Source organism: Sphingomonas sp. PP-CE-1G-424, from assembly GCF_004341085.1.
Taxonomy (GTDB): domain Bacteria; phylum Pseudomonadota; class Alphaproteobacteria; order Sphingomonadales; family Sphingomonadaceae; genus Sphingomonas.
In genome coordinates this window covers 303,286-316,627 of the sequence record NZ_SLXW01000004.1, presented here as the reverse complement: position 1 = coordinate 316,627, position 13,342 = coordinate 303,286, and the positions used below count along the sequence as shown (strand labels likewise).

General features: G+C 66.3%; 14 protein-coding genes. 7 read left to right on the top strand and 7 right to left on the bottom strand.

Annotation, left to right across the window (positions count from 1 at the left end; translation table 11 throughout):
- Positions 1 to 205 precede the first annotated feature (205 nt).
- Together rplJ and rplL are read left to right on the top strand one after the other, a co-directional pair.
- Positions 206 to 721, top strand: a complete 516-nt coding sequence (rplJ, locus tag C8J43_RS15635; RefSeq protein WP_055879768.1) for a 50S ribosomal protein L10 — start codon at positions 206 to 208, stop codon at positions 719 to 721.
- 64 nt (positions 722 to 785) lie between these two features.
- A complete protein-coding gene (gene rplL / locus C8J43_RS15630; protein ID WP_056047577.1) occupies positions 786 to 1,160 on the top strand; it encodes a 50S ribosomal protein L7/L12 in 375 nt (124 codons plus the stop codon).
- Between the two features lie 293 nt (positions 1,161 to 1,453).
- Here rplL and C8J43_RS15625 read toward each other — a convergent pair whose 3' ends face one another.
- From C8J43_RS15625 to C8J43_RS15610, 4 genes are all read right to left on the bottom strand, one after another.
- A complete protein-coding gene (locus tag C8J43_RS15625) occupies positions 1,454 to 2,296 on the bottom strand; it encodes a hypothetical protein (RefSeq protein ID WP_133031700.1) in 843 nt (280 codons plus the stop codon).
- Positions 2,293 to 2,511 carry a helix-turn-helix transcriptional regulator gene (locus tag C8J43_RS15620; RefSeq protein WP_060524113.1) on the bottom strand — a complete coding sequence of 73 codons (219 nt, stop codon included), beginning with the start codon at positions 2,509 to 2,511 and terminating at the stop codon, positions 2,293 to 2,295. Before C8J43_RS15620 ends, C8J43_RS15625 begins: the two co-directional genes overlap by 4 nt.
- Positions 2,511 to 3,026, bottom strand: a complete 516-nt coding sequence (locus C8J43_RS15615) for a DUF2975 domain-containing protein (protein WP_133031699.1) — start codon at positions 3,024 to 3,026, stop codon at positions 2,511 to 2,513. Before C8J43_RS15615 ends, C8J43_RS15620 begins: the two co-directional genes overlap by 1 nt.
- Before the next feature lie 101 nt (positions 3,027 to 3,127).
- On the bottom strand, positions 3,128 to 4,510 hold the full coding sequence (locus tag C8J43_RS15610) for a hypothetical protein (RefSeq protein WP_133031698.1): 1,383 nt from the start codon (positions 4,508 to 4,510) through the stop codon (positions 3,128 to 3,130).
- Positions 4,511 to 4,922: 412 nt separating this feature from the next.
- Between C8J43_RS15610 and C8J43_RS15605 the strand changes: the two genes are divergently transcribed.
- Entirely contained in the window at positions 4,923 to 5,333 is a 411-nt protein-coding gene (locus C8J43_RS15605) for a hypothetical protein (protein WP_133031697.1), read from the top strand.
- 228 nt (positions 5,334 to 5,561) lie between these two features.
- Here C8J43_RS15605 and C8J43_RS15600 read toward each other — a convergent pair whose 3' ends face one another.
- Positions 5,562 to 6,836, bottom strand: coding sequence for an amidohydrolase family protein (locus C8J43_RS15600; protein WP_133031696.1), 1,275 nt, complete (start codon positions 6,834 to 6,836; stop codon positions 5,562 to 5,564).
- Positions 6,837 to 6,978: 142 nt separating this feature from the next.
- Between C8J43_RS15600 and C8J43_RS15595 the strand changes: the two genes are divergently transcribed.
- Positions 6,979 to 9,366: a hypothetical protein gene (locus C8J43_RS15595; protein WP_243645602.1), complete on the top strand. Its 2,388-nt coding sequence runs from the start codon at positions 6,979 to 6,981 to the stop codon at positions 9,364 to 9,366.
- A gap of 168 nt (positions 9,367 to 9,534) precedes the next feature.
- Here C8J43_RS15595 and C8J43_RS15590 read toward each other — a convergent pair whose 3' ends face one another.
- The gene (locus tag C8J43_RS15590; RefSeq protein ID WP_133031694.1) at positions 9,535 to 10,596 is read right to left on the bottom strand and encodes an SDR family oxidoreductase; all 1,062 of its coding nucleotides are present in this window, start codon (positions 10,594 to 10,596) and stop codon (positions 9,535 to 9,537) included.
- A gap of 95 nt (positions 10,597 to 10,691) precedes the next feature.
- Here C8J43_RS15590 and C8J43_RS15585 point away from each other — a divergent pair, with 95 nt between their 5' ends.
- From C8J43_RS15585 to C8J43_RS15575, 3 genes are read left to right on the top strand one after another with little or no spacing between them, the layout of a single operon-like run.
- Positions 10,692 to 11,069 (top strand): helix-turn-helix domain-containing protein, encoded by a 378-nt coding sequence (locus C8J43_RS15585; RefSeq protein ID WP_056047560.1) that lies wholly within the window; start codon positions 10,692 to 10,694, stop codon positions 11,067 to 11,069.
- Between the two features lie 43 nt (positions 11,070 to 11,112).
- Entirely contained in the window at positions 11,113 to 11,343 is a 231-nt protein-coding gene (locus tag C8J43_RS15580) for a hypothetical protein (RefSeq protein ID WP_056047557.1), read from the top strand.
- Positions 11,344 to 11,395: 52 nt separating this feature from the next.
- The gene (locus tag C8J43_RS15575) at positions 11,396 to 11,683 is read left to right on the top strand and encodes a hypothetical protein (protein ID WP_056047554.1); all 288 of its coding nucleotides are present in this window, start codon (positions 11,396 to 11,398) and stop codon (positions 11,681 to 11,683) included.
- Positions 11,684 to 11,815: 132 nt separating this feature from the next.
- Here the strand turns inward: C8J43_RS15575 and zwf are convergent, their stop codons facing one another.
- Positions 11,816 to 13,315, bottom strand: coding sequence for a glucose-6-phosphate dehydrogenase (gene zwf, locus C8J43_RS15570; protein WP_133031693.1), 1,500 nt, complete (start codon positions 13,313 to 13,315; stop codon positions 11,816 to 11,818).
- Positions 13,316 to 13,342 lie beyond the last annotated feature (27 nt).

The following is a 13,342-nucleotide window of genomic DNA, read 5'->3' as shown; positions in this document are numbered from 1 at the left end:
CCGTCCGAGACAGTGGGTGCAGCGGGTTTGCCGGTGCTTAATCTCCCACCTAGACGGGGAATGAGATTTTGTCGGCCCATCTGCGTGCCGCCCCTCTCCCATGCCCCATCGACGAGACACCCCGGAAGCGCGGGTTTGTCTGCGCCTCCGGTTAGTAACCGGGTCCACTGTGCAAGCGGTGAACTCGTAAAACGTGGAGAATGGCATGGATCGTGATCAAAAGACCGCGGCCGTAGCCGAGCTGAACCGCACCTTTTCCGAGGTCGGCGTCGTCGTTGTCACGCGCAACCTCGGCCTGACCGTCGCACAGTCCACTGTGCTGCGGAACAAGATGCGCGACGCCGGCGCGACCTACAAGGTCTCGAAGAACAAGCTTGCCAAGATCGCAATGGACGGCACCGACTACAGCTCGCTGGGCGACATGCTCACGGGTCCGGTCGGTCTGGCCAGCTCCATCGATCCCGTCGCGGCCGCCAAGGTGGTCGTGGAATTCGCGAAGACGAACGACAAGTTCGAAATCGTGGGTGGGGCGATGGGCGCGACGACCCTCGACGTCGACGGTGTGAAGGCGCTCGCAACGCTGCCCTCGCTGGACGAACTGCGTGCCAAGATCGTTGGCCTCATCGTGGCACCCGCCACGAAGCTGGCAACGATCACGCAGGCTCCGGCAGCGCAGCTCGCGCGCGTGCTTTCCGCCTACGCGGAGAAGGAAGCCGCCTGATCTTGCAGGCCTTTCGTTACCTTTTTGAACTGATGGGGCACGAGCCCCGAGATGGAGATTTATCATGGCAGACCTGAACGCGCTCGTTGAGAGCCTGAGCGAACTGACCGTTCTCGAAGCAGCTGAGCTTTCGAAGCTGCTCGAAGAGAAGTGGGGCGTTTCGGCCGCAGCAGCGGTCGCAGCACCGGCAGCAGGCGGCGGCGCCGCTGCTCCTGCAGCAGAAGAGCAGACCGAATTCGACGTCATCCTGACCGGCGACGGTGGCAAGAAGATCAACGTCATCAAGGAAGTCCGTGCGATCACCGCGCTCGGCCTGACCGAAGCCAAGACGCTGGTCGAGTCGGCTCCCAAGGCCGTCAAGGAAGGCGTGTCGAAGGACGAAGCCGCCAAGATCAAGGCTCAGCTCGAAGCAGCTGGCGCGACCGTCGAGGTCAAGTAAGCCGCAGCGGGAGAGACGCTTCAGCCACGCTGAAGCGCACTCCCCGCAAGGCCGGCCGGCGGCATTCATGCCGACCGACGAAGCAGGGGCTTTGCCCCTGCTGGCCGCAGCTAAGAAAAAGGGCGGCCCCAGCGATGGGGTCGCCCTTTTTCGTAACACGTCGCAAATAATTTCCTATTTCCCCAGCAGAAGCCGTCGCTCAGTTCGGAGGCGGCGCTAACAAAGCGCGACGCACCTCACGACAGATCACCCACTTGGGCCCCGGCCTCCGCCGGGGTGGTCAGAGGCGGCGGTCAGGCAGTTTGGATGTCGAAGCGCAGCGCGTCGTCCGCCCGCTCCACCGCCGCATCCAGATCGCGCGGATGTACGGTCCAGCCCTTCCACGTCAGTCCGGTTCTCACGCCAACAAACAAGGCCGAGCCCACCAGCGCCGCGAACAGCCCGACCCACAGCGCGTCGAACACCATCAGCGCCCACACGATCGGCAATGGCTGGCCCAAGGCGAGCTTGTGATTGGCCATGTGCAACGCCTGCGCCGGGCCGAACGCGACGGCCGCCAAGACGCTGAGGACGATCCCGGCGGGGAGGAGCGACGTTATCGCCCGCTTTGGCGTCACCGACGCATCCTCGATCAACGCGCCGACGATGTAGATCAGGAAGCCGCCCTGGATGATCCCCGAAACGATCTGAAGCGGAACGGCGATCGCCGGCGGCAGACCTTGCTTGTCCAGCCACATGAACGGCGATGCGACCGCCAGCCCCACGACCAATCCGACGACCACCCGGACGAACGTCATCGGCGCAACCAGCAATGTCCGACGAACCGACCGTACCGACCAGAATCGCGCGACCGCGAGAATGCCGATGACGAACCCCGCGATCTTCACGTAGCCGAAGCCCCAGCGTAGCGGATCGTTGGCGAGCGCACGAAACTGCTCGACCGATACGAACATGCCGAGGTGAATTTCCGCGATATGCTGCAGAAACTCCGGCACCACCGCGATCGCCAGGACGAGCGGCGCCGCCTTCACCGCGCGTCCGCCGAGCCGATAGGTCTCCACGACGGCGCGCGCCATGCCGAGGATCGCGCCGACAATGCGCCCGCCAATCCCGAGTCTTTCGCTACGATCGCTCATGCCGTTTCCCCCTCTGCTGTGAAACTCAGAATGTCGCCCGGCTGGCAGTCGAGCGCGGTGCAGATCGCCTCCAGCGTCGAAAAGCGGATCGCCTTGGCCTTGCCGGTCTTCAGGATCGACAGGTTCGCCATCGTGATGTCGACCGCCTGCGAAAGCTCGGTCAGCGTCAGCCCACGCGCCGCGAGCATGCCGTCGAGCGTGACGATGACGGGCATCAGACGGTCATCGCCAGATCGTCGCGCATGCCCGCCCCCACGCGGAACACACGGGCGAGCACGAACAGCATGACGACGCCGATCCATCCGGTGAAGCCCGGCACCCACGTCGCGTGATCGACGCCGATCCTGTCGAGCGCGAGCACGATTCCGCCCAAAGCGAGATCGAACAGCTGGATCGCAAACAGCGCCCAGCCGATCCGCTGGAGGCGGTCGGCATTGGCGACGACGAACGGGTCGCCCGCGCGGACCGTTGCCAGGATTGCGAGCAGCGGGTTGAACAGGTGATAGACCGCAACGCAGGCGACGAGGCCAAGGACGCCCGTAAGCCGCAGCAGCCCGATCGTCTCGCCGATGTAGTGGCCGTGATATTTGGTGACGAGCCGCGCGGTGAGCGCGTCGCCGAACACGAACGAGGCAACGATCGCGACCACGAACCCGACCGCGACGGCCCAGTTCAGCCAATTCGCGAACCGTACCAGACCGCTGGCGACGACGAGAACCCGATCCTGCATGCCATTCTCCGTTTATCGATAAACGATATGTATCGTTTATCGATAAACGTCAAATGACAGAAGCGGACGATTTCGGATCGATCGCAGCTACAGCCTGGAGATCAGCGCTCGAAGGTCGCCGCGTGAGGTCTGGCCGCGACGGTGGTGAAGATCTTCGCTGGACCATCGAGCCAGAACGGAGCGAGCTTGGCGGAGTCGGTACGCTCGATACCGACTACCCACGCGCGCGCGGTCTGCGCGTCGTCGCCGGCCGTTGCGTAGAGAATATTCGCGGCGAGAACGGGCACGAACATCGGGCGGTTGGCGGCCGTCATCGTGCGGATCGCCTCGCGCGCAATCGCGGCGACGGTGCGGATGGTGCGCGTTTCGCCTGCGGCCAAGACGAAGGGCGGCGCGGCGGGACGGACGACGGGCGCGGCGTTGAACTGCGCAAGATCCATATCCTGATCGGCATGCGCGGTGAGCAGCGCGACGCCGGTCCGGATCGCCTCGGCCGATGCGGTCCCCGTGTTGGTGATGATGAGTTCGCACTCGACGGTGGCGCTGAGCATATTGAGGCCCGCGCGCAGGGGGCGGAGTTCGCATGTCAGTCGTGCGCGGGCGGCAGCAGGCGGCGTGGGCGCGACCTTCGTCCTAGGCTCGAGAAATTTGGGTGCGCTCGCGGGTATGGCCGCACCGGCTACGGCGACCGGTGTGACGGCAGGCGAAGCGGGCGTCGACGATATCACCGGTTCAGCGGGAGCCGGGGGAGTCGGAGCGGCGGGCTCGGGGGCAGGCTCGGGGGTAGGCTCGACATAGGCTTCGGGTTCGATTCGGTCGAATCGACTGCCGCGCGGTTTGCGGCGGAGTGCCCATAGCGCACCGAGAACCACAACGATCGCCGTCAGCGACAGCCACAGCGGCATCGACCTGCCCGTTTCCGGCGCGGAGAGCGTGGACTCGGGCGTCGCGGTCGGTGTGGCGGGTTGCGGCGCAGCTTCGGAGGGGGCGGTCGCGCTCGGCGAAGACTGGGGAGCCGGCACGGGCTCTTGCGTCGGCGCCGTGACGGGCGGCTCGGCAGGCGTCGACGTCCGCGTCTGGTCGGGCTCCGACGTCCGCCGTTGGGTCGCCGTTTCCGACGTGCTGCGGCTGGCCGCGCGTTCGCCGGTCGTTCGATCGGTCGCTGCTGGATTGGTAGCCGGGCGATCCCTTGCCGCGCGGTCGGAGGCGGTGGTGGTCGTCACGCGTGGTGGCGACGCGTTACGCGGGACCGGCGCGGTTGTCGGCGATGCGCTCGGCAGGACGATCGTCGGTGCGGCGGGGACCGGTATCGAGCTCGCGTCCGGGGTCGGCTGTGTACCGGGCGTCTGGAGACGCTCCAGGCCGCGTACTGGTGCGGCTGGCTCGGTCTGCGCGGCTGCCGATGTCGCGGCAGTGCCCAGGACGGTCCCGAAGACTGTCATGGTGGCGAGCAGGGCGGCCAGCGCCCCGCGGTCGGTCGTCATCGTCGAAATCCCCTGCGCGCGGTCTCGCGGCGTTGTGCTCGGGGGAGGCTGAACCTGCTGCGACGGCAAGCCGTCATGCGACGAACCGCGCCTAGGTAACGATGAAATGCCGACGGCCCGGATCGGTGGGCAGGGTGTCGACATTGGGCGTCTGGGGCGCAGTGTCACCGCGGCCTTCCCCCTTGGGCGTGGGCCTTCGACAGGATTGTGCGGAGGGTTGATAGAGGAGTTGCGGTGCTGCCGCCGTCGGTACCGCGCTGCGGAACTCGCTGGTGCGCGGCAGCTTTCCGAAAGCAGCCTGAGCGCTACCCCTCACGTATAGAATCGCTCATCGATCGCCACTTAATCACGGATGCTACTCACATCCCGGTATATGCTGAAGGCAACTACATGATTCCGGCGGGAGGTTGAGTTGGACAACAGACAACAGACCCTTGCTCTGATCGAGACGGTTGGAGCCAACCCGCGCGAATGGGGCAAGTACATCGAAGCACTATTCAAGCTGCTCGACACATTGTCGGCCGACGATTGGTGCGCGGTAAAGCGATCGACGTCACCAAATTTCCGGTACGCTGTCATGAGACAATACCTCGGCCACATTCGGCGGATGTACACCGCCGCAGCGTCAGAGGCGACGCGGATGGTCGAACGTGGCGTGGCTCTGATCCTACTCGAAGGATTCGAACTGGATTATCGCGAGACGACGCTGCTGGTGGAGGATTTTGTGAAGACCACTGGTGCGACGGTAACGCAGTTCACCCGTCGCGCGCGGCAGTGTGACGCTGCGGCGCTGAAACATATCCACGGGCTTTATCAGACCTAATAGGCTGCTGAAAAAGTGCCTGCCAACTATGCACCTGATGCAAAACTCACATATTTTACATCACACCAAAGATCTCTGAAGTCTGCGCATTTTTGTGATGCATATGTCCGATTCATTGCTTGAGTGGCGCTTCCGCGAAGGCGGCATTTCAGCGTTGCGAATGTAGCGCGTGTCATTCCTGGCCCCCGCTTTCGCGGGGGAACCAGACGCCGTTCCGGTCCGCGTGACTTAGTGGGCTGCGACGACGACCGCGCCGCCCTTCATGACGAATGCGGGGTGCTCCAACTGGCGGACATCGGCGAGCGGGTCGCCTTCGACCGCGATCAGGTCGCCGAAGCGGCCGGGCTGGATCGCGCCGACGTCGGCGGTGCGTCCGAGCGCGGTCGCGGCACTGGAGGTGGCGGCCTGGATCGCCTCGATCGGGGTCATGCCCCATTCGACCATCTTGGCGAACTGGAGCGCGTTGTTGCCGTTGGGGTAGACGCCGCCGTCGGTGCCGAACAGCATCTTCACCCCGGCGGCGTGCGCCGCGCGGAAGGTCTGGCGTTGCTTGAGGCCGATCGCGCGTTCCTTTTCGAGGCTTTCGGCGAAGACGCCGTTCTTCGCGCCCTCGGCGAGGATATAGTCGTCGTCGTAGATATCCATGTCGAACCACGCGCCGCTGGCCTTGGCGAGCTTGAACGATTCGGCGTCGGCGAGGCTTGCGTGTTCGATCGTGTCGACGCCGGCGCGGAGTGCGTCGTTGATGCCTTCGGTGCCGTGGGCGTGGACTGCGACCTTCATGCCGAGCATGTGCGCTTCGTCGACGATCGCCTTGATCTCGGGGAGGCTGATCTGCTGCGCGCCGACGCTGTCGGTCTTCGAGAGGACGCCGCCGGTCATGCAGACCTTGACCACCTCGGCACCGTATTTGCGGATCGTCCGAACGGCACCGCGAAACTCGTCGGGCGTGTTGGCGATCTGGGGGTGCGGGACCTGGATTGAGGGCGGGAACTCGGTCGCGTCGCAGTGGCCGCCGGTCGCGCCGAGCGCGTAGGTGGCGGGGACGATGCGCGGGCCGGGCACGTAGCCGCGCTCGATACCCTGCTTGATCGCGACGTCGTCGTAATTGGCCGAGCCGACGTTGCGGACGGTGGTGAAGCCAGCGTCGAGCGTTTTGCGCGCATTGGCGACGCCGACGACGGTCCAGAAATTGTCGGTGAATTCGAGCTGGCGGTAGCCGCTGAGCGTCGGGTCGCTAGTCAGGTGGACGTGCATGTCGATCAGGCCGGGAAGCAGCGTACGCTCGCCCAGATCGACGCGTTCGGCGCCGGCGGGCACTGCATCGCCCTTGCGCCCGACCGCGGTGATGCGGCCGTCGACGATCGTGACCTGCGGGTTGTCGACGCGCTTGCCCGCGAGGACGTCGATCATGTGTGCGGCGGTGACGACCACCGTCTTTGCGTCCGCGGTGGTGGCCGTGCCGGCGAGCAAGGCTGCGGCGAGAATCCTGGCGATCGTCATGTGGTTGTCCCCTTCCCCGAGTAGCGCTTCGTGTGCGGCACCGCGCGGGTTGGATCAAGGGGGCGATCGACGCGCCGCGCTTGCCCTAATCTGGACACCGGCGCAGGTCATCGCTGCGCCCATGATGACGAGACTCACCCCGATGATGCTTCGCTTTCTTCCGCTCTGTGCTCTGGCCGCGGCGCTCGCGCCGACGATAGCCAACGCCGATCCTGCGCCGTTCGACCTGACCGGGCCGAATTTGCGTGTCGGCGTGACGCACGGGACGACGACCCTGCCGATCGCGCAGGTGCCGCGGCTCGCGACCGGCGACCGGGTCACGATCGCGGCGGACCTGCCGACCGGCAAGAAGGACGATGCCGAGCGCTATCTCCTGGTCGCGGGGTTTTTGCGCGGTGCGACCGAGCCGCCGCCGAAGTCGTGGTTCTTCAAGGCGGAGACGTGGAAAACGAAGAAGGCCGCGCTGACGTTGAAGGTGCCGGACGGGGCGCGGCAGTTGGTGGTGTTCCTTGTGCCCGACAGCGGTGGGTTCGATACCGTCGTCGCGGCGGTTCGCAAGCAGCCGGGGGCGTTCGTCCGCGCGGTGCAGGATCTGGATCAGGCATCGCTCGATCGCGCGCGGCTCGATGCGTTTCTCGACAGTATCCATGCGCTCGAGCGGACCCGGCCGGAGCGGATCGAAGCGGTCTCGCCGCTGCTGTCGCGCAGCCTCTCGATCAAGCTGAAGGCGGAATGCCTCGATCTCGCCGCCGATCTGCAAGCCTCCTGCCTCACGCAGAGCCGCGATTCGCTGGTGCTGGCGGATGGCCAGAGCTCGACGCTGGCAGATACGCTGGTGGGCGCGCCGACCGATCTGGCGCTGCAACTCAGCGCGACGCCGGCGGGCGGGCTCGGGTACTACAGCCCGTATATCGGCGTGGTGCGCGATCTGGCGAAGATCTTCGGCGCGTTCCAGTCGACGCAATTCCGCTACATTCCGGCATTGGCGCGGTTGCATGACGATCGGATGGCGTTGTTGTTGAATGCGGCGCCGTCATTCGCGAGCCCGAAATCGGTGATGGTCGTCGCGATGCCGGTGATCGAGACGGGCACGCCGCAGACGCCGACGTTGCGGCGCGCGGAGGCGGACCGGCTGGTCTGCGCGGCCAAGCCCGATCTCGTGCTGCCGGTCGAGGGCGCGCCGCTGATCTATGCGACCAAGTTCGCGCACGACATGAGCTTGCGGGTGACGACGCCGCAGGGTGGCGTGGTCGAACTGCCGGTGCAGGCCGATGCCGAGCGCGGGGGGTATGTGCTCGATCAGGTCGGGATGCAGACCGCGGGCTTGAGCTCGGTGACCGATGCCAAGCTGCACGGGCGTTGGGGATTCACGCCGTTCGACGGGCCGCAGTTCCGCTTGCAGGTGCCGCGCGCGGGCGGGTGGACGATGGTCGACACCGATCCGGAGAACCTGGTGGTCGGGCGCGACAACCCGGTCGCACTGGCAGGGCCGACGCCGAGCTGCGTCGAGGCGGTGACGCTGACCAGCGCGGCGGGCGACGTGCCGCTGGCGTGGACGACCACTGGCGACCGGATCGGACTGACGCTGCCGCTGGCGAAGACCGCGCCGGGGAAATTGACGCTGCTGGTCAAGCAATACGGGGTCGAGGCGCCGGAGAAGATCGCGCTGACTGCGCTCGCCGAGGCGGGGCGGATCGATGGCCTGACGCTGTATGCGGGTGACGCGGCGGGGACGCTGGCGGGGACCCGGCTCGATCTGGTCGCGTCGATGACGGTCGACGGGGTCGCGTTCAAGCCCGGCGAGGTGGTGCGCGCGGACAAGGGCGATCTGCTGGGGCTGACCGCGGATACGGCGCCGGCCTTTGCCATTGGTCAGACGAAGACGGCGCTCGTGACGCTGACCGATGGGCGGAAGCGGTCGGTGAAGTTCACCGTCGCGGCGGCGCGGCCCAAGGCTACGCTGATCGCCAAGAGTGTGGTGGCGCCCCCCTCCCCTGGCCTGCCGGTCGTGCTGGCGGGTGATACGGCGATCGCGCAGGATTCCCGGCTGACCTTCTCGCTGCGTGCGGAGGGGGCGACGCGGTTCGCGGCGGGGGACAGCGTCGAGATCGGTGCGGTCGCCGGCGGGGCGACGACGAGCGTCGCGTCGGGACGCGGGCTGACCGTGCAGGACGAGCGGATCGCGGTGGTGTCGGTCGAGCCGGGCAAGGCGCTGGGCGTGTCCGCGCATGGGCCGCTCCGTTGGCGGCTGGTGCAGGACGGCGTTGCGGGCGACTGGGTGCCGTTGACGACCCTGGTGCGCATGCCGGCGTTGGCCGGGGTGACTTGCAAGGACGTCTGCACACTTGCCGGGAACGACTTGTTCCTGATCGATTCGGTGGCGGCGAATGCGGGATTTGCGGATGCGGTTCGAGTGCCGGAAGGGTTTACCGGGGCTTCCCTGACCGTGCCCAAGCCGGTTGGCGGTGCGCTGTATTTGAAGCTTCGGGATGATCCGGCGGTGGTCGCGACGGTGGCGGTTAAAAGCTAGCTTGCCGTCCTGCGATCCTCCCCCGCAAGGGGGAGGTGGCGCCGAAGGTGACGGAGGGGGAGGACACGGAACGGTGGTTTCCCTTACCGCCCCCTCCGTCTGGCAAGGGCCAGCCACCTCCCCCTGGCGGGGGAGGATTTTAGATTGGGTTCCACCCCGCCATAAGACTTACGGGATCAGCCGGTCCGCGCGCAGCTCCGCGAACAGGTCGAAGAACGCGTCGTCGGTCGGCTGGTATTCCTTGAACCCGAGCCGCCGGCTCTTGCCCATGTCCGTGACCACCTCGATCGGGCGGCCGAGATCGGCGTCGGTATGCCACGGCGAGGCGAGGCGCGACAGGTCGGCTTCCGCCAGACCTTCGCGCGCGGCGATCTCGCGCCAGATGCCGGCATCGTCCTTCATCTGCTCGTCGAGCGTCAGGATGGTGCCGTCGAACGGGGCCGGCTCGATCCCGAACCATTCGGCGATGCGGCCCCACATCCAGCTCCAGCGGAAGACGTCGCCGTTGACGACGTTGAACGCCTCGTTGCGCGCCTCGGGCGTGGTCGCCGCCCAGATCAGGTGATCGGCGAGCATCGTCGCGCTGGTCATGTCGGTCAGGCCGTTCCACTGCGCCGCCGAGCCGGGAAAGCGGAACGGGCGGCCGGTTTCGCGGCACAAGGTCGCGTAGACCGCGAGCGTGGTGCCCATGTTCATCGCATTGCCGACCGCCTTGCCGATGATCGTGTGCGGGCGGTGGACGCTCCAGCCGAAGCCGTCGCGCTCGGCCGCCTCGAACACGGCGTCTTCCTGCGCGTAGTAGAAATTCTCGACGTCTAGGCGGCCCTGCTCCTCGCGGAACGGGGTCTGCGGGAGGATGCCCTTGCCGTACGCCTCGAACGGTCCGAGGTAGTGCTTGAGGCCCGTCACCAGCGCCACGTGGCCAACGCTGCCGGCTGGCGAGAGCGCGCCGAGCAGGTTGCGGACCATGCCGCCGTTGACGCGGATGTTCTCCGCCTCGCTGTCCTGCCGCGACCAGGTGGCGATCAACACCGCGTCGGGCTTGAGGCCGGTGAGCGCCTTTTCGAGGCTGGCGGGATCCTGGAGGTCCGCCGCGACGGGCTGGACGCCGTCCTGCTCGGTCGGGCGCCGCGCGAGACCGTGGACGGTCCAGCCGGATTTCACCAATGCCGCGGCGGTCGCGCTGCCGACGATCCCGCTCGTTCCTACTACCAATGCCGTCTTGGCCATCTTCAGCTCCTTATCTGCTCGCTACCAGCTAGGCACCGAACGCACGGGCTTCTAGAAGGCACCCTTTGGGGACATAGGCACCGGAAGGTATCCACATGCAGGCGGGAACGGCCGACGAGGAATGGCGCGAGGATTGCGCGCCGCGGCGGACGCTGGAGCTGTTCGCGACCAAGTGGACGAGCATGATCCTGCATACGTTGCACGTGCGGCATGACGGCCCGGCGCGGACCGGCGTGCTGCTGCGCTCGATCCCGGGAATCTCGAAGAAGATGCTGACGCAGACGTTGCGCGAGATGGAGGCGGCGGGGCTGGTCGTGCGGACCGTCCACGGGACGGTGCCGCCCGCGGTGGATTATGCGCTGACGCCGCTCGGCGCGCGGTTCGTCGAGCCGGTCGAGCTTCTCTACGACTGGGGGCGCCGCAATGCCGATGCGCTCGATGCGTTGCAGGCCAAGCCGACCTCGCGACGGTAACGACGGTTTGCAGTGACGATCCGCTTGTCGCTATGGGGCGCGGATGACCGCATCGGATCTCCAGAGCCTGTTCGTCACCAACCTCGTCCGGTACAATAGCGGCGACCGGCGGCGGTGGCGGCTGATCGTCGGCGACGTGAAGGTCTACAGCCTCGCGACGCACGCGCATTGCAACTGGGCGGTGACCCCTTCGGGCAGCGCGAGCGAGGTCGACGCGGTCGAGCGGCTGGCGGACCGGCTGCGCGAGGATCACCCTATTATCACTGCCGGCTGACGGCGTCTCATATACCCCGGCTGACGGCCTTTCATCTACGCAGGAGCGACACATGGCGAAGCAATATTGGGCGCAGATCATCGAACTCGATGAGGAAATGACCGCCGCTACGATCCCCGGCGCGACCGATCACGAGGATGCGGCGGATTCGCTGGTTGCGGATTTCGTCGGCGCGATGGGCGGCGAGATCACCTCTGGCGCGGTCCGCGTCTGGGTGCAGGGCGGGGTCGAGAAGGTCTACGACTGGAAGGCGGACTTCACGATGCCCGACATGGACGAGATGGGCGACGAGGATGAGATGGAGGTCGAGGGCGAGATCGAGCTGACCGAGCGGGTTTGAGCACGAACCGCATGTGACTAAACATACCACCCCGGCGAAGGCCGGGGCCCAATTGGCAAGGTCGGCATAACGAAGCGCTGTCCCTCGTTAGCGACGTTCCCCAATTGGGCCCCGGCCTTCGCCGGGGTGGACTCAGGGGACCGTCTTCCCGGCCGGCGCGAGTTCGTGCCACGTGTGGTCGTCGTGCGCCAGGAGCGCGTCCGCAGCGGCTGGGCCTAGCGTGCCGGCCTCGTAGAGTTCCGGCATCCCGGCATCATGCGCCCAGAGGTCGAGGAACGGCTGCACCGCGGCCCAGCCCGCCTCGATCGCGTCGGCACGTTGGAACAGCGTCTGGTCGCCGACGAACAGGTCGTAGATCAGCGACTCGTAGCCGGTCAGGTGGCCGATATCGAATTCGTCGGCATAGCGGAAATCGAGCGCGATCGGCGCGGTCGCGACTTCGAGGCCGGGGCGTTTGATGTTGATGTCCATGCTCAGCCCCTCGTCGGGCTGGATCTGGATGATCAGGCGGTTGGGCGGCAGCATGTCGGCGGCGGCACCGGGGAACGACGCGAACGGGACCGGCTTGAAGGTGATCGCGATCTCGGTATCGCGGCAGGTCATCGCCTTACCGGTGCGCAGGTAGAACGGCACACCCGCCCAACGCCACGTGTCGACCATCAGCTTCAGCGCGACATAGGTTTCCGTCTTGCTGTCCGGCGCGACGTCAGGGCTGGCGGTATAGGCGGGCACGTCGGCCCCTTTTACCTTGCCGGCGGTATACTGGCCGCGGACGCCGTTGCGCTTCGCCTTGCCGGGCGAATAGACGCGGACGGCTTTGAGCACCTTGCCCTTTTCGTTGCGGATCGCTTCGGCATCGAAGCTCGCGGGCGGCTCCATCGCGACCATGGCGAGCAGCTGGAACAGGTGGTTGGGAACCATATCGCGCAGCGCGCCGGTGCCGTCGTAGAATTTGCCGCGGGTGCCGACGTCGACCGTCTCGGCGGCGGTGATCTGGACGTGCGCGATGCAATCCGAATTCCAGACGCGCTCGATCATCATGTTCGCGAACCGCGCGGTCATGATGTTCTGAACCGTTTCCTTGCCGAGGAAATGGTCGATCCGGTAGACCTGCGCTTCGCCGACCTTCGACAGGATGCGCGCGTTGAGCGCCTGCGCGGAGGCCAGGTCGTGCCCGAATGGCTTCTCGATCGCGATCCGGCGGAAAGCGTGCGGCGCTTCCGCCATCAGGCCGTGGTCGGCGAGCTTTTCGACGATCGTGCCGAAGAACTTCGCGGGCACCGCGAAGTAGAACGCGACGTTGCCGTTCACCCGGGCCTTGAGTTGCTCGAAGACGTCGTCCTTGGTGAAATCGCCTTGGAGATAGCCGACTCGGTCCTTGAGCCGCGCCCAGGCGTCGCCTTTTTCGCCGGCCCCCTCGCCGCCCTTCGCGTCGAAAGTGCCGAGTGCCTCGCGCAACGACTGGTCGTTCCCTTCGTCGATGCCGACGCCGAGCACGTGGAAATCGTTACCGACCAGCCCGAGCCGGGTCATGTTGATCAGCGCCGGCATCAGCAGGCGGCGGGTCAGGTCACCAAAGGCGCCGAAGATCACGAGCGTCGTCGGCGGGGCGGGCTTGACGGATTTGCTCACGAAGACGCCTTTGGCATGGATCGACCC

Coding starts and splice junctions, on each gene's coding strand:
- rplJ (WP_055879768.1), top strand. CDS start 206: ATGGATCGTGATCAAAAGACCGCGGCCGTAGCCGAGCTGAACCGCACC.
- rplL (WP_056047577.1), top strand. CDS start 786: ATGGCAGACCTGAACGCGCTCGTTGAGAGCCTGAGCGAACTGACCGTT.
- C8J43_RS15625 (WP_133031700.1), bottom strand. CDS start 2,296: ATGAGCGATCGTAGCGAAAGACTCGGGATTGGCGGGCGCATTGTCGGC.
- C8J43_RS15620 (WP_060524113.1), bottom strand. CDS start 2,511: ATGCCCGTCATCGTCACGCTCGACGGCATGCTCGCGGCGCGTGGGCTG.
- C8J43_RS15615 (WP_133031699.1), bottom strand. CDS start 3,026: ATGCAGGATCGGGTTCTCGTCGTCGCCAGCGGTCTGGTACGGTTCGCG.
- C8J43_RS15610 (WP_133031698.1), bottom strand. CDS start 4,510: ATGACGACCGACCGCGGGGCGCTGGCCGCCCTGCTCGCCACCATGACA.
- C8J43_RS15600 (WP_133031696.1), bottom strand. CDS start 6,836: ATGACGATCGCCAGGATTCTCGCCGCAGCCTTGCTCGCCGGCACGGCC.
- C8J43_RS15595 (WP_243645602.1), top strand. CDS start 6,979: ATGATGCTTCGCTTTCTTCCGCTCTGTGCTCTGGCCGCGGCGCTCGCG.
- C8J43_RS15590 (WP_133031694.1), bottom strand. CDS start 10,596: ATGGCCAAGACGGCATTGGTAGTAGGAACGAGCGGGATCGTCGGCAGC.
- C8J43_RS15585 (WP_056047560.1), top strand. CDS start 10,692: ATGCAGGCGGGAACGGCCGACGAGGAATGGCGCGAGGATTGCGCGCCG.
- C8J43_RS15580 (WP_056047557.1), top strand. CDS start 11,113: ATGACCGCATCGGATCTCCAGAGCCTGTTCGTCACCAACCTCGTCCGG.
- C8J43_RS15575 (WP_056047554.1), top strand. CDS start 11,396: ATGGCGAAGCAATATTGGGCGCAGATCATCGAACTCGATGAGGAAATG.